The following is a 23,123-nucleotide window of genomic DNA, read 5'->3' on the forward strand; positions in this document are numbered from 1 at the left end:
AAATGAAAAATTGTTTTTATTGATTTAAATGTTTTTAAAGTTGTTAATTAAATATTACATCGCCATGAAAAATACGTTCTAGGATCAAACCGCTAAATCTCCTACACTAGATAGGATAAACCGCCATAAATTAAAACCAATAAATTCTCATTGAATGACCATGAACAGACCGAACAAAAAATCAGTTCCAAAAAAAAATCGTTACTCGCCAACCTCTACTGCGTTAAAGCATAGAACTAAGCGGATTTCGGTTAGTTCGCAAACATCAACTAAAATCATTTTATTTAACAAACCCTTTGATGTTTTACCTCAATTTACTGATGAACAAGGCCGCGATACATTAAAAAAATATATTCCAATCACCGACGTATACGCAGCAGGACGCCTTGATAGGGATAGTGAAGGTCTATTAATTTTAACTAATGATGGAAAACTACAGGCCCGTTTAACGCAGCCACAGAAAAAAACAGGGAAAATATACTATGCTCAAGTAGAGGGTATTCCCAGCGAAGATGCATTGCTAAAATTTCGGCGAGGGTTAACATTAAATGATGGTCCAACGCTCCCCGCAGGGATCGAACTAGTTGATGAACCAGAATGGCTATGGCAAAGAAACCCGCCTATACGGGAACATAAAAATATCCCGACCAGTTGGTTAAAAATCACCTTATATGAAGGACGTAATCGGCAAGTCCGTCGTATGACGGCAAATATAGGTTTTCCAACACTTAGGCTAATTCGCTATCAGATTGGTGAATTTAATTTGGGAAATCTTTCAGTTGGCGAATGGAAGGAGATAACTGTTGTTTAAACCTAATGTGACTGTAGCAACTGTTGTGCATGCTCAAGGCAAATTTTTAGTCGTGGAAGAGTGGATAAATGACAAACCCACTTGGAATCAACCCGCTGGGCACTTAGAAGCTGGTGAGACGATTTTGCAAGCCGCCGAACGTGAATTACTAGAAGAAACTGGAATCAAAGCCACACCAACACAATTAATTAAAATTCACCAATGGATTGCCCCAGATAAAACCCAGTTTATCCGCTTTTTGTTCGCCGTAGAACTTGAATCCATTTGTGAAACACAGCCACAAGACAGTGATATTAGCGAATGCCACTGGCTGACCGCCCAAGAAATTTTAGATAGCAACTGCCTGCGTTCACCATTAGTGGCTGAAAGTTTACGCTGTTTTCTCACAGGAAAACATTATCCTCTCGACATCTTAACAGCTTACGGCGATCATTATCGCTAAGCACTAAACTTCTGCTTGGTGAAGATTTCACCAAGCAATAATATTCCCCTCTAACTCTGGTGTAATGCGGGAACAACATGCTAAAGTATGGGGCTTGATTTTTCCGCAGTGAGATATTTCCATGTCAAATAATAGTACCATGTCAGATAACAGCCAAAAAAAAGTCATCGTCGGTATGTCCGGTGGTGTTGACTCCTCTGTATCCGCTTACTTGTTACAGCAACAAGGGTATCAGGTTGCTGGTCTGTTTATGAAGAATTGGGAAGAAGATGACGACACAGAATATTGCTCAGCTGCGGCTGACCTTGCCGATGCGCAAGCCGTGTGTGACAAACTGGGTATTGAACTTCATACCATTAATTTCGCTGCTGAATATTGGGACAATGTCTTCGAACATTTTTTAACTGAATATAAAGCTGGTCGCACACCGAACCCAGATATTCTCTGCAACAAAGAAATCAAATTTAAAGCTTTCTTAGAATTTGCAGCTGAAGATTTAGGCGCAGATTACATTGCCACTGGTCATTATGTGCGTCGCCGTGATATCGATGGTAAAAGCCAATTATTACGTGGCTTAGATGGCAACAAAGACCAAAGTTATTTTTTATATACCCTGAGTCACGAGCAAGTCGCTAAAAGCCTTTTTCCAGTTGGTGAGCTCGAAAAACCTGAAGTACGCCGTATTGCCGAAGAAATTGGCTTAGTTACTGCGAAAAAAAAGGACTCTACAGGGATTTGTTTCATTGGTGAGCGTAAGTTTCGCGACTTTTTAGGCCGCTACTTACCTGCTCAACCCGGCCCTATCGTCACTGTCGATGGCGAAACAATTGGTCAACATGAAGGTTTGATGTACCACACCTTAGGTCAGCGTAAAGGTTTAGGTATCGGTGGTACAAAAGAGGGCTCTGAAGAACCTTGGTATGTTGTCGATAAAGACGTTGAAAATAATATTCTTATCGTTGCTCAAGGCCATGAACACCCTAGGTTAATGTCTGTTGGGTTAATTGCTCAGCAATTACATTGGGTTGACCGTAAAACAATGACTGAACCACTACGTTGTGTAGTAAAAACACGTTATCGTCAAGCGGATATCCCTTGTACGATAACCCCATTAAGTGATGATCGCATTGAAGTTGCATTTGACTACCCAGTCGCGGCTGTCACTCCAGGTCAATCCGCCGTATTTTATATCGATGAAGTCTGTCTCGGTGGCGGTATTATTGAAGCCCGTATTCAGGAGTAAATGTGGCAAAAAACTATTACGACATTACGCTTGCTTTAGCGGGTATCTGCCAAGCAAGCGCGATGGTTCAAAAACTCGCACATGAAGGTGTTTGTCTCGAGAAAGACACTGAAACCATGGTCAATTGCCTCACCAATATGAATCCAAAATCAACTTTGGATGTATTTGGTAATGATGCCGAAAATTTAAAGACTGGTCTCAATGCCATGTTAGGCATGTTAACAGGCGGTAACAGTGGTTTATCCGCTGAAATGACACGTTATATGTTAAGTATTATGGTACTTGAGCGCCGTCTTAATAAAAATCAAGAAGCGATGAACCAACTTGGTCAACGTATTGAGCAATTTGAGCGCCAAGCTGACTATTTTGAACCGCTCTCTGAAGGTGTGTTTAACGCACTTGCGGGTATTTACGTCGACGTGGTCAGCCCTGCTGGGCCTCGAATTCAAGTCACTGGTTCCCCAGACATTCTCAAAAATACACTCGTTCAAGCAAAAGTTAGAGCCACTTTGCTCGCAGGTATTCGCTGCGCAGTGCTTTGGCAACAAGTTGGTGGAAGTCGTATCCAACTCATGTTCTCTCGCAATCGTCTGGCTAATCAGGCGAAAGATATTTTGTCTCACCTTTAAATCTGGAGTTGCTACCAATGGAATTATCCTCACTGACCGCTGTATCCCCGATTGACGGCCGTTACGGTGATAAAGTCAGCGCGTTACGCACTATTTTTAGTGAGTTTGGTTTACTGAAATTTCGCGTACAAGTTGAAGTTCGCTGGCTACAAAAACTGGCTGCAACCGCTCAAATCAAAGAAGTTCCTTCATTTGACGCTGACGCAATCGCTTACTTAGATGAAATTGTCGCGAACTTCTGTGAAAAAGACGCAATGCGTATCAAAGAAATTGAACGCACAACCAACCATGATGTGAAAGCTGTAGAATATTTCCTAAAAGAAAAAGTAGCCAACATCCCTGCTCTTCATGCAGTTTCTGAATTTATCCACTTCGCTTGTACTTCAGAAGATATTAATAACCTTTCGCACGCATTAATGCTGAAAACTGCTCGCGAAGAAGTATTACTGCCACAATGGCGTCAAATTATTGATAAAATCAAAACAATGGCTCATGAGTACCGCAATTTGCCGTTGCTATCGCGTACTCACGGCCAACCTGCAACGCCTTCCACCATTGGTAAAGAGTTTGCCAACGTTGCTTATCGTTTGGAACGCCAATTCCGTCAGCTGCAACAAGTTGAAATTTTAGGTAAAATCAATGGCGCAGTTGGTAACTATAATGCACACATGGTCGCTTACCCTGAAGTTAACTGGCACGAATTTAGCGAAACCTTCGTTACGTCTTTAGGCATCCAATGGAACCCATTCACCACGCAAATTGAACCTCATGATTATATTGCTGAGTTATTTGATTGTGTCGCTCGTTTTAACACTATCGTGTTAGATTTCGACCGTGATATTTGGGGCTACATCGCATTAAATCACTTCAAACAAAAAACAATCGCTGGTGAAATTGGCTCTTCTACCATGCCACACAAAGTGAACCCGATTGATTTTGAAAACTCTGAAGGTAACTTAGGGTTAGCAAATGCCGTCTTAGGTCATTTAGCGAGCAAGCTCCCTGTTTCTCGCTGGCAGCGTGACTTAACGGACTCGACTGTATTACGTAATCTCGGTGTCGGCCTAGGTTATGCATTGATTGCTTATCAATCAACCATGAAAGGCTTAAACAAATTAGAAGTTAATGAACAGCATTTACTGGATGAATTAGACCAAAACTGGGAAGTATTAGCTGAGCCTATTCAAACTGTAATGCGCCGCTATGGTATTGAAAAGCCATATGAAAAACTCAAAGAATTGACCCGTGGCAAACGCGTTACCGCTGAAGGGATGAAACAATTTATTGATGGTTTAGATTTGCCAGAACACGAAAAAGCGCGTTTAAAAGAAATGACGCCGGCTAACTACATCGGTTACGCTGTCACTTTCATTGACGAACTAAAATAGTCTCAATATTTTCAAAAAGGGCGGCTTCTAAGTCGCCCTTTTTACTTAATCTTTTCGATTTTTTCTCGTATTAGTGATACTAATATCACACCGCTAAATCAGTTCTTACTTTAACATATCGTTATATTATTAATGCACTATCCGAACTATTTATTACCTATATATGTATTATAAACTAAGGCGGCTATAGATAATGGAACTATTCGTTTTCAAAGTCGTTATCACGCCGCTTTTATTACTAACAGCAAGCCTTGCTGCTCGCCGATGGGGTGAATCCATTGGCGGCCTTATTGTAGGCTTACCGTTGACCTCTGGCCCTATCTCTTTTTTCCTTGCTCTCGAATATGGCACAGAATTTGCCACGCAAGCAACTTTAGGCTCATTATCAGCAACGGCTGCGCAGGCTTGTTTTGCGGTCGTGTTTTATTTTTTAGTTGCATATGGCTGCTGCAAAGCTCTCATTATAGCGACACTCACATTTAGTGTGACCGCTTATATTTTACAAGTCAGTCAGCTTTCTCAATCAATGTTATTCATCATTGATATCCTAATTATGATGATAGCAATGATTTTTATACCTAATGTACCCGTGAATTTTAAAAAACTATCTCCTCCCAGATGGGATTTACCAGCGAGAATGTTATTAATTGCCGTGCTGGTGGTGGGGGTGACTTTAATTGCGCCATTTATTGGTGCAGGAGCAAGTGGTGTTTTAGCCTCATATCCTTTTATGGCGTCAATATTAGCTGTATTTTCATATATTATGATAAACGCGCAAGCAGCTCAGCGAGTTATGAGAGGACTCGTCGCGGGGCTATTCAGCTTTGCGGTTTTCTTCTATAGTTTAAGCCTCGTGTTACCTAAATTTAATTTGTTCGCTGCCTATACCATAGCAATTATCTGTGCATTAATTGTTCAATTCATCTCTTTACGTTATATTCAACGTGTTCCTAAAAAGAATTAATGTATTGATTATTAAGAATTCTAAATTTTATTTGCAGACAAAAATATAACTAGGTCATATTCATTTTTTTATCAACTATATTTCTTCACATATTTACACAATCAACACCTCATATCAGCGCCTTAGTGAAAATAAACTATTTTTCCGGTTCGTTTGATTTATATTTACTTAATCTCTTGTCGATATTCAGAACTCTTTTTACCATAGCGTTACTAGTGCTACTATTTGAATCAGTTGTAGCTATCTCTTTTCAATGTGAGGGTTTCCGATGCGTATTCTTATTGTCGAAGACAATGCGTTACTTCGCCACCATTTAACCGTACAGCTTAAAGATCTGGGTCATCAGGTTGACTCCGCTGAAGACGCAAAAGAAGCTGACTATTTTTTACACGAAAGTTGTCCAGATATCGCGGTAGTCGATTTGGGCTTACCTGATGAAGACGGGCTTTCCATGATAAAACGCTGGCGTGGCGAGCACGTCAATATTCCACTTTTAGTATTGACGGCTCGGGAGAGTTGGCAAGAAAAAGTACAAGCGCTAAACAGTGGTGCAGATGACTACGTGACGAAACCTTTCCAGCTAGAAGAGCTGGTCGCCCGTATGCAAGCTTTAATGCGCAGAAATAGCGGTCTTGCTTCACAAGTTCTCGAATTAGGTAATTTCGTTATTGACCTCTCACGTAAAGAATTTACAGTTAATGGTGAAACCGTCAAATTAACGGCTTTTGAATACACCATTATTGAAACACTGCTCCGCAATAATGGAAAAGTGGTTAGCAAAGACTCGTTAATGCGCCAGCTTTATCCAGATGCCGAACTTAGAGAAAGTCATACTATCGATGTTTTAATGGGCCGATTACGCAAAAAAATTCAACAATTCCATAGTGATGATGTAATTGTTACTGTACGCGGTCAAGGCTATCGTTTTGATGTGAATGGCTAATATGTGGCTAAGTAAATTTAAGTTCAAACCCCTTTCGCTACGAGCACGTTTTCTTTGTGCAACATCAGCGGTAATCTTAGCGCTTACTTTATCCTATGGTATTGTTGCGATTTTGGGGTATTTAATTAGTTTTGATAAAACGACTTACACCTTATTACGTAGCCAAAGTAACTTAATTTATAGCCTAGCCCAATGGCAAAATAATAAAATTGACATCCGAGTCCCACCAAATTTTACTTTGAATAACCCAACTTTGGTTATTATTTATGATGAACAAGGGCTTGTGCTATGGCGCCAACGTGATGTGCCTAGCGTTGAACGGCTGATCCGTAATGATTGGCTAAAAAAAGAGGGCTTATATGAAATTGATACGGATATTCGTGAAACCCGCCAACTCCTAGACGATAACCCCGAATTCAATACAAAGTTAGATGACATGGATAACGATGACGAACCGCTGACTCATTCCGTGTCCGTCAACCAATATGCAGCAAGTGAAAACCTGCCCCCACTCACCATAGTCGTTGTAGATACTCTACCACAAGACTTACAAAATACCGGGTTAGTTTGGGAGTGGTTTGGTTATGTTTTGCTGGCTAATTTAATCTTAGTCATCCCGTTATTATGGCTAGCTGCTTATTGGAGTCTACGGCCAATTAAATCATTAGTATCACAACTCAGTAGCCTAGAAAAAGGTGAACGGGATACTCTGGATGAGAACCCACCGTATGAGCTTCGCGGCCTAGTACGCAACCTTAATATTTTGTTAACGAATGAACGAAAACGCTACAGTAAATATCGCACCACACTTTCTGATTTAACACACAGTTTAAAGACACCTTTAGCTGTTTTACAGTCAACATTGCGGCTACTTCGTTCAGGCAAACAAATGAACATTGAACAAGCAGAGCCTATCATGCTTGAACAAATTGGCCGTATTTCTCAACAGGTGGGTTATTATTTACACCGCGCATCAACGCAAGGTGATGAAAACATGATGCTACGTGAAATTTCATCTGTCCCATCAATACTAGATAGCCTTGCAAGTGCCCTACATAAAGTTTATCAGCACAAAGGGGTTTCTATAACGGTTAATGTTTCTCCTGAAACAACATGGCTGGGTCAACCCAATGATTTTATGGAAGTGATGGGTAATATCATGGAAAATGCGTGTAAGTATTGCCTTGAATTTGTTGAAGTTAGTGCTGTTGTAGGTGCTGATAGCTTAACATTAGTTGTCGATGATGACGGCCCAGGGGTGCCTGAAAGCAAACGTAGTTTGATCTTCGTTCGAGGGCAACGCGCAGACACCCTTCGCCCAGGTCAAGGTTTAGGCTTATCTATTGCAGTGGATATTATCGACCAATATGACGGGGAAATCATAATTAGTGACAGCCCTCTTGGCGGAGCGCGTTTATCCGTCACATTTAGGCAGCAATCTATGATTGAAGATAGTTAATCTGTGATATGTGTCCGTTTACCCCCTATTTTACAAACCATTTCCGGTATACTATTTGTGAAGTGTTTTATGAAAAGTAATTTAGGGTAACTGATTGGTTTACTCTCAAGATAAACCTTTACTATATGTTTCTCATAAAGTTTATTTAACATCATACCATTACACATATAGGTCATTTTGTAGTATTGAGACCGGGTATATTGCAATAAACTGATTAGCTATATTTAGCAGCTCCAAGGGACAATAAGATGGATTACAAACTAAATCTCGACTGGCAAAGTTTCCTCGACAGTCACTGGCAGAAGCGCCCACTGCTTATCAAAAAAGGGTTTGCAAATTTTATTGACCCTATCTCGCCTGACGAACTTGCAGGTTTGGCGATGGAAGATGAGGTTGATAGCCGTTTAGTTAGCCATAAAGAAGGGATTTGGCAAGTTGGCCATGGCCCATTTGAAAGCTATGACCATCTCGGTGAAGAAAATTGGTCTATTTTAGTTCAGGCTGTTGACCATTGGCATCACCCAAGCTCTGCGTTGATGAAACCATTCCGTGTACTTTCAGACTGGCGAATGGACGATTTAATGATCTCCTACTCGGTCCCCGGCGGTGGTGTAGGTCCTCACCTCGACCAATACGATGTATTTATTATTCAAGGTGAAGGCCGCCGTCGTTGGCGCGTGGGCGAAAAAATCCCAATGAAACAACATTGCCCGCACCCTGACTTACTGCAAGTACAACCTTTCGATGCCATCATAGACGAAGAAATGGAACCCGGCGATATTTTGTACATTCCACCTGGGTTCCCACATGAAGGCTACGCCATTGAACCTTCATTAAATTACTCGGTTGGCTTTCGTGCACCAAATACTCGTGAATTAATCAGTAGCTTTGCCGATCACTTAATTTCTAACGATTTAGGCAGCTACCGCTATAGTGACCCTGATTTATCATTCCGTGATAACCCCGCGGAGATCTTGCAAGGTGAACAAATTAAGCTGCGTGAGATGATGGAATCACTCATTAATGACCCTGAGCTCTTTCGCAAATGGTTAGGTGAGTTTATCTCCCAATCACGCCACGAGTTAGACATTGCGCCACCTGAACCGCCTTATGAGCAAGAAGAAATCTATGATTTGCTAAAAACTCAGCAAGAAACCTTATACAAATTAAATGGTCTCAGAGCATTACGCGTTGGCGACCAATTTTTTGTTAATGGTGAATGCTTGGAAACTGAGTGTTATGAGGCCGCTGATAGTTTATGCCGCTATGATGCCGTTAATAGCGAAAATTTAGCTGATGCCATTGATGATGTTAATTTCATCGCACTGCTTACTGCGCTCGTTAATAATGGTTATTGGTATTTTGATGATTAATCGGTACTGATAATATTAAATTTATATTTGTGAAAAAGGCCCATTCATTATGGGTCTTTTATTAAAAATAATATTATTAGTATGATATGGCAGCGCCCTCCTGACCATCAATTGAAAACCGCTGACTACAATTAACACATCATTATTAATAACTAAATTATTTATTTTAATATATATTATATCCCGCTAGCACCTACTCGCAATATGTCCCCTTCTTGCCCGTAAGCACGCAAAGATAAAGCACATTATTTGATTCAATTTTAAACTGTTTTGACTTCACCGTCGCCAGTCACGCACAGCGTTAATTGTCCCTTTTAAAGATGATAACAACATGAACATAGAAACTCTTTTGGCTTTATCATTGTTTTCCTTTGTGACATCCATAACCCCAGGCCCAAATAATATTATGTTACTTGCTTCAGGTATTAATTTTGGATTTAGAAAAACATTACCTCATTCATTTGGAGTATCAATTGGCTTTCTTATTATGTTAGTGGCAGTAGGGCTAGGGGTGGGCGCATTGATTCAATCATCCCCTATGGTTTATTCGATATTAAAATATTTTGGAATTATTTATTTGTTCTGGCTTGCATGGAAAACCACTATTAGCCATTCAATTGCACAGACAAATAACCAAGAAATTAAACCACTAACTTTCTTAGAAGCGGCGTTATTTCAATGGATAAATCCTAAAGCCTGGATGATGGCAGTCTCTGGAATGGCGATGTATACCAATACAATTTCACCTTATTTATCAATGTTGCAAGTCGCTGTCATATTTGCAGCCATCAATTGGCCATGTGTTGCTATCTGGGCTATGTTTGGTAGTAAATTAAGAGAAAGGCTAAAACAACCTAAGACATTAAAGCGGTTTAATTTAGTCATGGGAGTTTTACTGGCACTTAGTGGTATTTCTGTATTATTTCAATAACAACAGTAAGAGTGCTGACAAACATATTATGTTTGGCGACAAGTCGAATAGGTTTTGAAAATAAATTAGGAAAATCAATTTATTGATTTTCGGCTGATAACACAAAGTGGGAAAAACCACGCTTTTATCCCACTTTGTCAACAACCTCTCTTACTTCTCATAAAATATCACGATTGCCGTGCGTGAATGGCCGTTAGCTCCGCAATACGCATAATCACACTAACAGCCTGCTCCATACCTTCTTGTGTTATAAATTCATGTTTACTATGGAAATTATAACCACCTGTGAAAATATTTGGACATGGTAAACCGCGATGTGAAAGCTGTGCACCGTCGGTACCACCACGGACAGGTTGAATAACTGGTTCAATGCCACAATCAAGCATTGCTTGTTTCGCTAATTCAATAACATGTGGGTACTTCATGACCTCTTTATGCATGTTATAATAGGTATCATCAAGTGTCAGTTCGATATAACAGCTTGGGTGCAGCCCTTCGCCAACTTTTTCAGCAATTCGAATTATATTTTTCTTCCTAGCTTCAAAGCCTGCTAAGTCAAAATCACGAATAATATAATTCAACTCGGCCTTTTCTACTGTACCTTTTAACGATGTTAAATGATAAAACCCTTCATACCCTTCTGTATTTTCAGGTGTTTCATCAGGAGGTAACATCGAATGAATTCGATTCGCTAACCCTAATGCATTAACCATCACCCCTTTGGCTGTACCGGGATGAGTGTTATTGCCAACAATTTTAATGGAAACATTGGCCGCATTAAAATTTTCATACTCTAATTCACCAACTCCACCACCATCGACGGTATAGGCCCACAATGCATCAAATTGTTTAAAATCGATATGGCGAGCCCCGCGTCCTATCTCTTCATCAGGGGTAAATGCAAGACAGATTTTACCATGAGGAATATTCTTTTCCTTTAAACGTACGAGAGCTGTGATTATTTCTGCAATACCCGCTTTATCATCGGCACCCAGTAAAGTTTTACCATCTGTCATGATCAGCGTTTTACCAATCATTTCATGGAGTACCGGAAACATCACAGGGGATAGCACTTCATCACCAATACCTAACGCAATATCCCCTCCTCGATAATTTTCGAGGACTTGTGGACTCACATTTTTACCTGAAAAATCAGGCGCTGTGTCTAAATGTGAAATAAAACCAATAGTAGGAACATCCCAATCAACGTTTGACGGTAAATAAGCCATCACGCAACCTTGATCGCTTAGCGTTATTTTTTCAAAACCTAACTCATTCAGTTCATTAACTAATGCACGAGCGAACTTTAACTGTCCTGCACTGCTGGGTACTGTTTTTGCGTTTAGCTTTGATTGTGTATCGAAAGCGGTATATTCAAAAAACCGCTCTAAGAGTTTGTCCATACCCTTCCCCCTAAAATATCAATGCCTATATTATGGGAAAGATCACAGATTCAATTATTGTCTCAAATCAGCTTTCCTGTTAATGCTCACTATTTTTTATGATAAATCTTTAATGAAATTTATTTTTTAGCCTATTTTTTACAGGTTGGCTATTACGGCAGCAATCAATACCTATAATAAATAAGGGTAATAATCAAATTGTATTAATTATTCGATTATTATTTATTTGTTACCTAAAAACACACCATTTGGTTAAATATCATTCACCCACTACACTAATCATCAATCATTTAATTGAAATAGTATGCTATATATGAAGCCTTATTATTTTATTTACTAGCTAATAATAAACAAAACAAAATTTTACTCGTTTATAGGAAAATTCATGTCAAAAACATGTTTAATTTATGGTGTTAGCAAAGGATTAGGTAAGGCATTAGTCGAAGGATTCCCTGAAAATACAGACCATATTTATGGTGTTTCTCGCTCAAAACCCCCTTTTGAGCAAACTAATTTTACGTGGATCCCTGCTGATTTAAATGACATTCATAGCGCGAATGCCATTAAATCTGTTATTCAGAGTCAACCTATTCATACCTTAATTTATAATGTGGGTATATGGGAGAAACTTGCTTTTAGTGAAGAGTACCAATTTGAATCGACTGATGACATAGAGCTGCTGAATATGGTTCAGACTAATATCAGCGCCTGTTTATTAAACTTAAAAGCACTGTTACCCAATTTGCGTTTAGCGAAAAATAGCAAGATTATATTGATTGGTTCCACATGGGGTTTAGATAATCATAATGGCAAGGAAGTCACCTTTTCTGCTACCAAATATGCTATCAGGGGAATAGCTCAATCGTTAAGAGAAACATTACGGGAAGATAAAATAGCGATATCGGTTATAAATTTAGGTTATTTAGCCACTGACTATCCACTCACTACCCCTGTTGACGAAGTCATTGAAAAAAGTCATGGGCAACTAATCCCATTACAAGACGTTGTCAATGCCATACGCTTTATCGCCAATACGAGCAATGCTACCTGCGTCAAAGAAATTACGATGCCAGCCATGATGGATACAAACGTCTAACCTATAAGAGGAAACAATACGTTTCCCCTTATAATGTTATGTATTGAAAGCTTATTGCGCGGTATTTTTAACCTGTAGCTCAGTAATAAGCTTATTGATATATTCAACAACGACTTTGCTGGCTAAACCATAGTGTTTTTCATCGAACTCACTTTCCACTTGGCTAGGCTCTAAATTAAGTTCGACCGTATGTGCCCCATGTAATTTAGCTTCATGAACAAAGCCTGCAGCAGGGTACACATGGCCAGAGGTTCCAATAGAGATAAAAATGGTCGCAGATTCAAGGGATTGATAAATATAATCCATTCCAATTGGCATTTCACCAAACCAAACAATATGGGGCCTCAGTGGCTGAGGGAATTGGCAACAATGACAGCGGTCATCGACCGATAAATCCCCTTTCCACTCCAATACTTGATTTGACCAATTACAGCGAACTTTTAATAGTTCACCATGCATATGGATAACCCGCTGGCTTCCCGCTCTTTCATGTAAATTGTCTATATTTTGTGTAATTAACAAAAAGCGGTCACCAAAAATTTCTTCAAGCTGTGCAAGTGCATAGTGAGCAGCATTAGGTTTAATATTTTCTTGCTGTAACTGCCGACGTCGCTCATTATAAAAACGTTGTACTAATTTAGGGTTACGTTCGAAACCTTCAGGAGTTGCCACATCTTCAACGCGATGCTCTTCCCATAAACCATCCGCAGAACGGAATGTTTGGATCCCAGATTCGGCTGAAATACCCGCTCCTGTTAAAACGACAATATTGACATTTTTCATATTACCCAATCTATTATCTATATAAAAAGACCGGTTACGAAGTCGCTGGCGGCGTATACATTTATTCTTACGAGCTTTTTTCAACCTATAACGAAATCGCAACATCAAAGCTTCCTTTCATCCATATAACCAATAAACTTATATCATGTTAAATATTAATTGTTTTTTATCATGTCATTACGACACAAACTTATAAACGCTGATTGTTTGAAAATTTTAAAATAATCAAGCTCCAAGTATATACTTTATTGGCATACTAACTGTTTCCTTACCAGCACTGATGACATTATCTAAATGTTAACATACTAAAACGCATCATCTTGCTGAATGCAAATAAAAATATCGAAGGTATCGATTTTGTCACTTTTTATTCATCAAAATGACACTAATATTTCATAAATTCGCCATAAAACGTTCGTAACTGTAAAACAATAAAAAAACCTTTCTCGTTCACTCTCCGTGCAGTTAAAATACGCCTCGCAGATTTTACTGTGTTGCTAATTCACCACTAAAAGGGGTTTCATGGAAAAGTTTTTTGAAAGAGCGATGTATGCTTCACGTTGGATTTTAGCGCCTATCTATTTTGGGCTTTCACTGACACTATTGGCTTTAACCATTAAGTTCTTTCAAGAGCTATACCATATTTTGCCAAATATCCTTTCAATTCCTGAAGCTGACTTAATTTTGACGCTATTATCATTGATTGATATGGCATTAGTCGGTGGGTTATTGGTGATGGTGATGTTTTCAGGTTATGAGAACTTTGTCTCCCAAATGGATATCCCTGACAGCAGTGAAAAACTAGGCTGGCTAGGTAAAATGGACGCTTCATCGTTAAAAAATAAAGTCGCGGCTTCCATTGTTGCTATTTCCTCCATTCACCTATTAAAAATATTCATGGACTTGAAAAGTGTCTCAAATGACAAGTTGATGTGGTATGTCGTTATCCATTTAACCTTTGTATTATCTGCATTCGTTATGGGCTATCTAGATAAAATGACAAAAAAATAACCAGCAGAATTTATGCTAAAAGTGCCTAATTTAAATACCTAGGCACTTACCTATTCGCTAACCTCATCTTTATCTCCCTCGTCTATTTTCGCTTTGTGTTACCATCATTATCCTGAAGGTTAGTACCAAGGAACTTTACATGAGCCAACATTTTGTCGGTAAATATGAAGCTGAAATTAAATTTCATTTACCGGACCCCGACACTTTTCTGCATAAAATAAAGGCCGACTTAGCTGAACCCTTTACGGAAAATAATACAGAAACAGATTGTTTCTATGAAAACCCGCATCTACCACTAGCTGACAATAGCGTCAGTATGTGTGTACGTGAAATGGTGCCATCAGGCATAAAATTATGGATAGTTAAAGGGCCTGGAGCTTCTGAATGCAAAGCCATTAATATTGATGACTGCCGCCATGTACAAAACATGTTAACGACACTGGGATATCATTGCTACTTAACCACAACTAAAATAAGAAGCATTTATTTCCTGAATGACATCCACATTACAATTGACCACCTTAGTGGGATCGGCTGGTTTGTTGAATTTGCCATTATGACAGATGAGCAGGATTTACTTGAAGCTCTATATCAAAAATTGATGGCGACCGCCAAGCAATATGGATTTACAGAAGAAATGGTGGAAACTCGTAGTTATAAGCAGATGTTTTTAGCTGCGCAGTAATCATAGGAAGAGCCAATAAGTTTTTAGAATCGTCTCCTAAAAACCATTGGCTCTCTAACCCTATAACCCTACTAATAGCTATTGCCCGCTAAGAATACGTGCAGGGTCTAATTTGCTTGCCCTACGAGCAGGATACCAACTAGCTAGTAAGCTCAATACAATGGTTGTAATTAAAACATAAACCACATCCATGACATGCAATTCAGAAGGTAAAAAGTCAATAAAATAAACATCACCCGATAAAATTGGATGGCCAACAATAGCCTCTACCACCTTAATCATGGGTGTTAGATTTAATGATATGACGACTCCAAGCACAACGCCAATCAATGAGCCAACAAGGCCGCCCAACAAACCATACCATAAGAAAATAGCACGAATTTGTCTATCTTTTGCCCCTAAGGTACGCAATACAGCAATATCACTGCTTTTATCTTTAACCGCCATAACAAGAGTAGAAACAATATTAAAACACGCAACGCCAATCACCAATATCATAGCTAAGTACATGATACTTCTAACCATTTGAATATCATTATACATATAGCCATAATCGCCTATCCAACTTTTTACGACGACGTGATGCATTGTTTTCAAGCCTGCATCATAAACGACTTGATCGGCAATAAATGGGTCTGTTGCTTTGATTTCAAACCCTGTCACACCATCCCCATAGTCGAGATATTCCTGTGCATCTGCGAGTGGAACGAGCGCTAACTGGTGATCGAGCAAACCACTAAGTTTAAAAATACCTGTCACCTGTACACGAATACGCTTAGGCTGCTGAATTTTCAAGCTAGCATCGGTATTTGGGATCATGATTGTTACCCAGTCCCCAACCTTCACATTCAATGCATCCGCCACACCTTGGCCTAAAATAATTGATTGTTTGCCTGCATCAAAATGTTGCCAAGCATCATTGAGAATGAACTGAGGTAACGCACTGACTTGTGGCTGAGTTTCTCGTGAAACCCCCATGACTTGAATTGCTTTTAAATTTGCACCACGTTCAAGTAACCCCGTAAAATTGATGTAAGGGCTAACACCTTCTACACCGGGCGTTTTACGGATAACTTGCTCAGCAAACTCCAAATCTTTATACGGTGGCTTAACAGCAAAAATTTGCCCATGGGGAACAACAGATAACACACGGTTATTTAATTCGCGTTCAAAGCCATTCATTGCGCTTAAACCGATAATTAGCACCGCGACCCCAAGAACAATCCCCAACGTTGAAACTATCGAGACTAATGAAACCATCCCTGTTCGGCGTCGACCACGGCTGAAACGCAGCGCCGTGACTAGTGAAAGAGGCAATTTAGACATTACCGAGCCCCCAAGGTAATTTCCTGTTGCAAATGCCCATCTCGCATTTCCAATTGGCGGGATAACCGCCGAGCCAGAGTCATATCATGGGTGACGACTAAAAATGCGGTCCGCTGTGTTCGGTTTAATTCACCCAACAACTCAAAAATGGCATCTGCATTACGTAAATCAAGGTTACCTGTCGGCTCATCTGCCAAAACCAGTGCTGGCTCATTCACTAACGCCCTTGCAATAGCAACACGCTGGCGTTCTCCCCCTGATAATTCAGAAGGCCGATGCCCTGCTCGGTGTGCTAACCCAACTGCCTCTAACATTTCAGTTGCTTTAGAAAACGCAGTTTCTTTCGCAATCCCCCCAATTAATAAAGGCATTGCCACATTTTCAAGGGCAGTAAAATCCGGTAAAAGGTGATGAAATTGATAAATAAAACCGAGATCTTTATTACGAATAGCAGCACGCTCATCTGAGGTTAATTGATTTATATGCTGTCCACGAAAGATAACATTCCCTTCTGAAGGGGTATCTAGGCCACCCAATAAATGCAATAAGGTACTTTTACCTGAACCAGAACTTCCCACGATGGCCATCATTTCTCCACGCCCCATGGAAAAACTGACATTTTTCAACACTTGCGTCGACAATGTCCCTTCTTGATATGTTTTGCTTAATTTTTCACAGACCAGAAGTGGTTGTTTATTCATAACGTAAAGCCTCAGCAGGTTGAACCGCTGCTGCACGCCAAGAAGGATAAAGCGTTGCCAGCAGAGAAATCAGCATTGCACTTAGTGCAATAATTAAAATACCAGAGTAATCAAGCACAATAGGTAAAGAGACGCCTTTGGGTAATAAACCGATCAGCGGCATAATGACATTCAGTTGACTAGAAAGTATCGTGCCTAATATCGTGCCAATGAGTGAGCCAATCACCCCCGCTCCAGCGCCTTGGATCATAAATATCATTAAAATACGCCAACGTTTGAGACCTAGGGTTTTTAAAATAGCCACTTCACCTTGCTTTTCCATCACTAACAGTGATAGCGAGGTAATAATATTAAATGCCGCCACTGCAATAATTAAGCTAAGCAATAAGCCCATCATATTTTTTTCCATGCGAACGGCTTGGAAAAACTCCCCTTTACGCTCCCGCCAGTCTTTCCATACTAAGCCATCTGGTAACGCTTGCTGACTTAGAACGTCAACTTGTAAAGGCTCATCTAAATATAAGCGCCACCCAGTAATGTGGCCTGCGGGATAACGAAGCATACGTGCGGCATCTTGTTGTGCCACGACCAGCTCACTCGTATCCGCTTCCCCATTTGTTTGGAAAATACCAGCCACAGTAAATAGGCGCTGACTTGGAATGCGCCCCATCGGTGTTAACTGACTCACGCCTGGAATAATTAAGCGAACCTCATCACCACGTTTTACCCCGAGTGTTTCTGCAAGTTTATTCCCGAGAAAAACATTATAACTGCCTTCTTTGAGGTCATTGCGTTGCCCGACAACCAGTTTATCCAATAACAGCGAAGATTCTTCGGGGTCGATTCCCCCCATAACGCCCACGCCAACATTGGTTCGGCTTTGTAATACCACATCAGATTGCACAATAGGTGCGATCTGGCTGACACCCTTTAAATGTTGTAGATCGGATATTGGATATTTTGCTGGGTCTATATTTCCAGAGGCAGAGGTTAAAATTGCCTGCGGCATATAAGCAAGTATGCTATCTTGTAACGATCGCTCGAACCCATTCATCACTGAGGTGACGGTTATCAATGCCGCAACCCCTAGTGTGATACCAATAGCAGATAAACTGGATACGAAACGCCCAAATTTATCCGCAGCACGCCCACGTAAATAGCGTAGGCCTATAAATAATGAGACAGATTGGTGCATGAAATCTATGATGCCCCTGTTGCCAAAGCGAAGTGTTCAGCGATAATAAAGGGTACGATTGATGAATGGAACCACCCGATGGTTTTTTTTCTGCTTTAAGTGCCTTTTTGTCTGACTTTCAGACGAATTACGAGTTAAAACTGATTGTTTTGTTATAAATTTTGTAGTTTAACTATTTGTTGATTAACTTAACTATTTTTCGTACAAAAATTGGCTATGTTTGGGCTAACTCTTGTTTAACTGCTTACTAATCGCTGTGAGATACCGAAGATTTCTATGTTGTCAAAATTTCGTTATGAACTCCCTAGTCGTAGTGGCGATGTTCGCCATTTAGGTTGCCTTATCGGGGCGGCTGGTGCACTTGAATGTGGAGAAATAATACAACGTCACCAAGGGCCTGTGATCATCGTGACACGTGATATGCAAAATGCATTACGTTTAAGAGATGAAATTCAACAGTTTACACAACACCCTATAGAGACTCTTTCTGATTGGGAAACATTGCCATATGACAATTTCTCCCCCCATCAGGAAATTATTTCTCATCGTTTATCGACACTGTACCGTTTGCCCAGTTTGCAAAAAGGCGCATTAATTCTTCCCGTCAATACATTGATGCAAAAAGTCTGTCCTGCTGACTTTTTAACCAGTCATGCCTTAGTGATGGCAAAAGGTGACAAACTTTCCCGTGATAACTTACGTAATGAGCTCGATAACGCTGGCTACCGCCATGTAGAGCAAGTCTTAGAGCATGGTGAATATGCCACACGGGGCGCTTTACTCGATTTATTTCCCATGGGTAGCTCGTTGCCGTTTCGTATTGATTTCTTCGATGATGAAATTGATAGCTTGCGAACGTTTGACGTTGACTCACAAAGAACACTCGAAGAAGTAGAGCAAATCAATTTACTCCCAGCTCATGAATTCCCGACCGATAAAGACGCTATTGAACGTTTCCGTAGCCAATGGCGCGAGCGCTTTGAAGTTCGCCGTGATCCAGAGCATATTTACCAACAAGTCAGTAAAAATACCTTACCGACGGGTATCGAGTATTGGCAGCCTTTATTCTTTGCTCAGCCACTGCCATCTTTATTTGAATATTTACCGCCATCAAGTTTAATTGTTTCTCAGAGCTTACAAGAAGCGGCTGAACGCTTTCAGGTTGATACTCAGCAGCGGTATGAAAGCCGTGGTGTTGACCCAATGCGCCCATTACTCCCCCCTTCTGAGCTATGGTTAACTGTTGAACAACTTAATCAATCGTTAAAAAAATGGCCTCGTATTCAGTTATCCCTCGAGTCTCTACCTAAAAAAGCGGCAAATACCAATTTAGATTACCTGCCATTACCGGATATCAGCACACAAGGGCAAAGTAAAACGCCGCTTGAAAAATTACGTCAGTTTACTGAACAATTTGATGGAACCATCGTCTTTTCTGTGGAAAGTGAAGGCCGACGTGAGACCGTTACCGAGCTATTAGCCCGTTTAAAAATTCGCCCTGAAATTATTCAAAGCTATACTAGCCCTACTGACAGCAGATTTGCCATCACCATTGGTGCCGCTGAACACGGCTTTATTCAATCCGATATCCATAGGGCATTAATTTGCGAAAGTGACCTACTTGGGGAGCGTGTTGTTCGTCGCCGGGCAGATAACCGCCGCACCATTAATACTGACACCCTCATTCGCAACTTAGCTGAATTACGCCCTGGGCAACCTGTGGTACATATTGAGCATGGTGTAGGCCGTTACCAAGGTTTAATTACCTTAGAAGCGGGCGGTATTAAAGCGGAATATTTAATTTTAACCTATGCCGGTGATGATAAACTGTATGTTCCTGTTTCTTCACTCCATTTAATTAGCCGTTATGCAGGTGGCGCTGATGAAAACGCCCCATTGCATAAATTAGGTAGTGATAGCTGGGGTCGTGCACGCCAGAAAGCCGCAGAAAAAGTACGCGATGTTGCTGCTGAACTGCTTGATATTTATGCACAACGAGCCGCTAAGGCTGGCTTTGCATTCAAGCATGATAAACAACAATACCAAGAATTTTGTCAAGGCTTTCCATTCGAAACGACGCCTGACCAAGAAGTCGCCATCAATGCTGTTCTCAGTGATATGTGCCAACCATTAGCAATGGACCGACTCGTGTGTGGTGATGTGGGCTTTGGTAAAACCGAAGTGGCAATGCGAGCCGCATTCCTTGCGATTAATAATAACAAACAAGTTGCCGTTTTAGTCCCCACGACACTACTTGCACAACAGCACTATGATAATTTTAAAGATAGGTTTGCTAACTGGCCTGTCCGCATAGAAATGTTATCACGCTTTAAAACAGCGAAAGAGCAACAACAAATTATTACCCAGACCGCGGAAGGCAAAGTTGATATTCTAATTGGTACCCATAAGTTGCTACAAAGTGACTTAGTATGGAAAGATTTAGGTTTGCTCGTCGTCGATGAAGAGCACCGCTTTGGTGTCCGCCATAAAGAACGAATAAAGGCTATGCGTGCAGACGTTGATATCTTAACGCTGACCGCCACACCTATTCCTCGTACTCTTAACATGGCCATGAGTGGTATGCGTGACTTATCTATTATCGCCACACCACCAGCACGCCGTTTGGCTGTAAAAACCTTTGTGCGCCAATATGATGACTTAGTTGTCCGTGAGGCAATTTTACGGGAAACCTTACGTGGCGGCCAAGTTTATTACCTTTACAATGATGTTGAAAATATTGAAAAGGCAAAGGCTCGCCTTGAAGAGTTAGTCCCTGAAGCACGTTTTGTTGTTGGGCATGGCCAAATGCGCGAGCGCGAGTTAGAACGCGTAATGACAGATTTCCATCATCAACGTTTTAATGTATTGATATGCACCACAATTATTGAAACTGGTATTGATATACCAACAGCGAATACCATTATCATTGAACGCGCGGATCATTTCGGATTAGCTCAACTCCATCAACTACGTGGACGGGTTGGTCGCTCTCACCATCAAGCATACGCTTACTTACTCACCCCGCATCCCAAAGCTATGACCACCGATGCACATAAACGCCTTGAAGCCATTTCATCATTGGAAGACTTAGGAGCTGGTTTTGCTTTAGCAACTCACGATTTAGAAATTCGTGGTGCGGGTGAATTACTTGGTGAAGACCAAAGTGGGCAAATGACCACGATTGGTTTTACCCTGTACATAGAGCTATTAGAAAGTGCTGTTGATGCGCTTAAAGAGGGGCGTGAGCCTTCATTAGAAGATTTAACTAGCCAACAAACAGAAGTTGAGTTGCGTATGCCTGTTCTGTTGCCAGACGACTATATTCACGACGTGAATATTCGCTTGTCTTTCTATAAACGAATAGCCAGTGCAAAAAACAGTCAGGAGCTTGACGAATTGCGTACAGAACTGATCGACCGCTTTGGTAGTTTACCTGACGCAGGTAAATTCCTATTAGCGAACGCAGCTATTCGATTACAAGCTCAAGCTCTTGGTATTAAACGTATTGAAGCTCATGAAAAAGGTGGCTTTATTGAGTTTGGTGATAAAAATAAAGTCGACCCAAGTTTCTTAATAAGCTTATTACAAAACCAGCCACAAACTTATCGGTTAGATGGCCCTGTTCGACTAAAATTTTTCCATGATTTAACAGAAAGAGTTTCTCGACTAGAGTTTATTAAACAATTACTCATTGGGTTTGAAGAACATCAAGTTAGCTAAGTTTGATGCTCTAAAATGATAAAAGGCTACTCTTGTAGCCTTTTATCTCTATAATATTTATAGAAAAAATTATTCCATAAAGCCAAATGTATTTTTATTCGGTTGCAGTTCTAAGACTGCTGATGAGTTTTTTGTGATTGGTAATTCATTTTGCTGTAAACAATAAAAGGGTAATAATTCTTTTATATCACTGCGCATGGTTTCACATACTGAATTGGATGAAGTGAGCACCAAACGCCCTTTATCATCTAAAGGAATAAACATTGACGGTTCATAGGATGTTCTGACTTTTCCAACTGTTTTACCAATTTGGTACACAACGTCATATCCAACAATCACTAATTCCATTTTTTGTGTGTTAACACAGGTTTGATTTTGCATATCAAATAGAGATGGAAAGCTTTTCCCTTGTAATGCTTCAATCATAAAAATCATTTTGCATTCGCTTTGCGCAGGGTGAAAACGAGAAAGGGATTGCTGATTAAAGGTGCCTAAAACCCCTGTTACTGTACAATTTTCGTACTCAACAAGGCGATTCGCTTTGATCGGCTCAACCGATAATACCGTAGCCAATTTAGTTTCCGGCTCTTGGCTGAATGAATTCACGAGCAATACAATAAGGAGCATCACTACAGTTGCTAATAACAACTTAAATTTTAGCTTCATCGTGTTAACCCTTATTAAAATATGCCGTGCCTATTGTAACCACTACTCAAAATAATTCGATAATTACCTACTAATAGTGTTGTTTTTTAGAATTATCTTAAATTATCATTAAAACATATGTTTATTATAACTGTTTTAGAAAAAATAAACTTTACCATTAGTGCAACTTCACCTATTGATTACAATCAAAAATATTACTGTTTTAAATCAATAAGATAATAGAATAACCCATTATAGTTGGCGGTTATCGTTATATAAATGGATTTACATCTTAATTATTTAATAACTTAAGATAAGTTAATATTCGGATCATTTATTTTATATTAATTTCTAGGTTTAAGTTTCATTAAAATA

General features: G+C 40.1%; 20 protein-coding genes. 14 read left to right on the forward strand and 6 right to left on the reverse strand.

Annotated features, from left to right (window positions below; all coding sequences use genetic code 11):
* Nucleotides 1-160: 160 nt before the first annotated feature.
* The 10 genes from rluE to M1F25_RS12680 all read left to right on the forward strand — a co-directional run bounded on the left by rluE (nucleotide 161) and on the right by M1F25_RS12680 (nucleotide 10,183).
* Nucleotides 161-811 (forward strand): 23S rRNA pseudouridine(2457) synthase RluE, encoded by a 651-nt coding sequence (gene rluE, locus M1F25_RS12635; protein WP_181488060.1) that lies wholly within the window; start codon nucleotides 161-163, stop codon nucleotides 809-811.
* Nucleotides 804-1,253: an NUDIX hydrolase gene (locus M1F25_RS12640; protein WP_094960446.1), complete on the forward strand. Its 450-nt coding sequence runs from the start codon at nucleotides 804-806 to the stop codon at nucleotides 1,251-1,253. Before rluE ends, M1F25_RS12640 begins: the two co-directional genes overlap by 8 nt.
* A gap of 139 nt (nucleotides 1,254-1,392) precedes the next feature.
* A complete protein-coding gene (mnmA, locus tag M1F25_RS12645) occupies nucleotides 1,393-2,496 on the forward strand; it encodes a tRNA 2-thiouridine(34) synthase MnmA (protein WP_140172584.1) in 1,104 nt (367 codons plus the stop codon).
* 2 nt (nucleotides 2,497-2,498) lie between these two features.
* Nucleotides 2,499-3,125 (forward strand): high frequency lysogenization protein HflD, encoded by a 627-nt coding sequence (gene hflD, locus M1F25_RS12650; RefSeq protein WP_004253359.1) that lies wholly within the window; start codon nucleotides 2,499-2,501, stop codon nucleotides 3,123-3,125.
* Nucleotides 3,126-3,142: 17 nt separating this feature from the next.
* Nucleotides 3,143-4,513, forward strand: coding sequence for an adenylosuccinate lyase (purB, locus tag M1F25_RS12655; protein ID WP_094960444.1), 1,371 nt, complete (start codon nucleotides 3,143-3,145; stop codon nucleotides 4,511-4,513).
* 193 nt (nucleotides 4,514-4,706) lie between these two features.
* Complete coding sequence (locus tag M1F25_RS12660) at nucleotides 4,707-5,477, forward strand: hypothetical protein (protein ID WP_004253353.1); 771 nt, start codon at nucleotides 4,707-4,709, stop codon at nucleotides 5,475-5,477.
* Between the two features lie 268 nt (nucleotides 5,478-5,745).
* Entirely contained in the window at nucleotides 5,746-6,420 is a 675-nt protein-coding gene (gene phoP / locus M1F25_RS12665; RefSeq protein WP_004253350.1) for a two-component system response regulator PhoP, read from the forward strand.
* 1 nt (nucleotide 6,421) lies between these two features.
* Nucleotides 6,422-7,879 (forward strand): two-component system sensor histidine kinase PhoQ, encoded by a 1,458-nt coding sequence (gene phoQ, locus M1F25_RS12670; protein ID WP_172412197.1) that lies wholly within the window; start codon nucleotides 6,422-6,424, stop codon nucleotides 7,877-7,879.
* Nucleotides 7,880-8,127: 248 nt separating this feature from the next.
* A complete protein-coding gene (locus M1F25_RS12675) occupies nucleotides 8,128-9,252 on the forward strand; it encodes a cupin domain-containing protein (protein ID WP_004253337.1) in 1,125 nt (374 codons plus the stop codon).
* A 331-nt stretch (nucleotides 9,253-9,583) separates the two neighbouring features.
* The gene (locus M1F25_RS12680; RefSeq protein WP_004253335.1) at nucleotides 9,584-10,183 is read left to right on the forward strand and encodes a LysE family translocator; all 600 of its coding nucleotides are present in this window, start codon (nucleotides 9,584-9,586) and stop codon (nucleotides 10,181-10,183) included.
* 167 nt (nucleotides 10,184-10,350) lie between these two features.
* On the opposite strand, the gene pepT is transcribed toward M1F25_RS12680, so the two are convergent.
* On the reverse strand, nucleotides 10,351-11,586 hold the full coding sequence (pepT, locus tag M1F25_RS12685) for a peptidase T (protein WP_004253330.1): 1,236 nt from the start codon (nucleotides 11,584-11,586) through the stop codon (nucleotides 10,351-10,353).
* 385 nt (nucleotides 11,587-11,971) lie between these two features.
* On the opposite strand from pepT, the gene M1F25_RS12690 reads away from it, so the two are divergent.
* Nucleotides 11,972-12,682 (forward strand): SDR family oxidoreductase, encoded by a 711-nt coding sequence (locus M1F25_RS12690; protein WP_181488062.1) that lies wholly within the window; start codon nucleotides 11,972-11,974, stop codon nucleotides 12,680-12,682.
* A gap of 51 nt (nucleotides 12,683-12,733) precedes the next feature.
* Here the strand turns inward: M1F25_RS12690 and cobB are convergent, their stop codons facing one another.
* Complete coding sequence (gene cobB / locus M1F25_RS12695; protein WP_036958103.1) at nucleotides 12,734-13,567, reverse strand: Sir2 family NAD+-dependent deacetylase; 834 nt, start codon at nucleotides 13,565-13,567, stop codon at nucleotides 12,734-12,736.
* A gap of 420 nt (nucleotides 13,568-13,987) precedes the next feature.
* On the opposite strand from cobB, the gene M1F25_RS12700 reads away from it, so the two are divergent.
* Nucleotides 13,988-14,476, forward strand: a complete 489-nt coding sequence (locus M1F25_RS12700; RefSeq protein WP_094960443.1) for a TIGR00645 family protein — start codon at nucleotides 13,988-13,990, stop codon at nucleotides 14,474-14,476.
* Nucleotides 14,477-14,615: 139 nt separating this feature from the next.
* Entirely contained in the window at nucleotides 14,616-15,161 is a 546-nt protein-coding gene (gene cyaB / locus M1F25_RS12705) for a class IV adenylate cyclase (RefSeq protein ID WP_181488064.1), read from the forward strand.
* Nucleotides 15,162-15,239: 78 nt separating this feature from the next.
* Here the strand turns inward: cyaB and lolE are convergent, their stop codons facing one another.
* From lolE to lolC, 3 genes are read right to left on the reverse strand one after another with little or no spacing between them, the layout of a single operon-like run.
* Entirely contained in the window at nucleotides 15,240-16,487 is a 1,248-nt protein-coding gene (lolE, locus tag M1F25_RS12710) for a lipoprotein-releasing ABC transporter permease subunit LolE (RefSeq protein ID WP_096863869.1), read from the reverse strand.
* On the reverse strand, nucleotides 16,487-17,188 hold the full coding sequence (lolD, locus tag M1F25_RS12715) for a lipoprotein-releasing ABC transporter ATP-binding protein LolD (RefSeq protein ID WP_096863868.1): 702 nt from the start codon (nucleotides 17,186-17,188) through the stop codon (nucleotides 16,487-16,489). The genes lolE and lolD overlap by 1 nt, the downstream gene beginning before the upstream one ends.
* The gene (gene lolC, locus M1F25_RS12720) at nucleotides 17,181-18,383 is read right to left on the reverse strand and encodes a lipoprotein-releasing ABC transporter permease subunit LolC (protein WP_004253308.1); all 1,203 of its coding nucleotides are present in this window, start codon (nucleotides 18,381-18,383) and stop codon (nucleotides 17,181-17,183) included. Before lolC ends, lolD begins: the two co-directional genes overlap by 8 nt.
* A gap of 276 nt (nucleotides 18,384-18,659) precedes the next feature.
* On the opposite strand from lolC, the gene mfd reads away from it, so the two are divergent.
* Entirely contained in the window at nucleotides 18,660-22,103 is a 3,444-nt protein-coding gene (gene mfd, locus M1F25_RS12725) for a transcription-repair coupling factor (RefSeq protein ID WP_181488066.1), read from the forward strand.
* Between the two features lie 69 nt (nucleotides 22,104-22,172).
* On the opposite strand, the gene umoD is transcribed toward mfd, so the two are convergent.
* Nucleotides 22,173-22,769 (reverse strand): UmoD family flagellar biogenesis regulator, encoded by a 597-nt coding sequence (umoD, locus tag M1F25_RS12730; protein WP_004253302.1) that lies wholly within the window; start codon nucleotides 22,767-22,769, stop codon nucleotides 22,173-22,175.
* Nucleotides 22,770-23,123 lie beyond the last annotated feature (354 nt).

The organism is Providencia sp. PROV109, assembly GCF_033681625.1.
Taxonomy (GTDB): Bacteria; Pseudomonadota; Gammaproteobacteria; order Enterobacterales; family Enterobacteriaceae; genus Providencia; species Providencia hangzhouensis.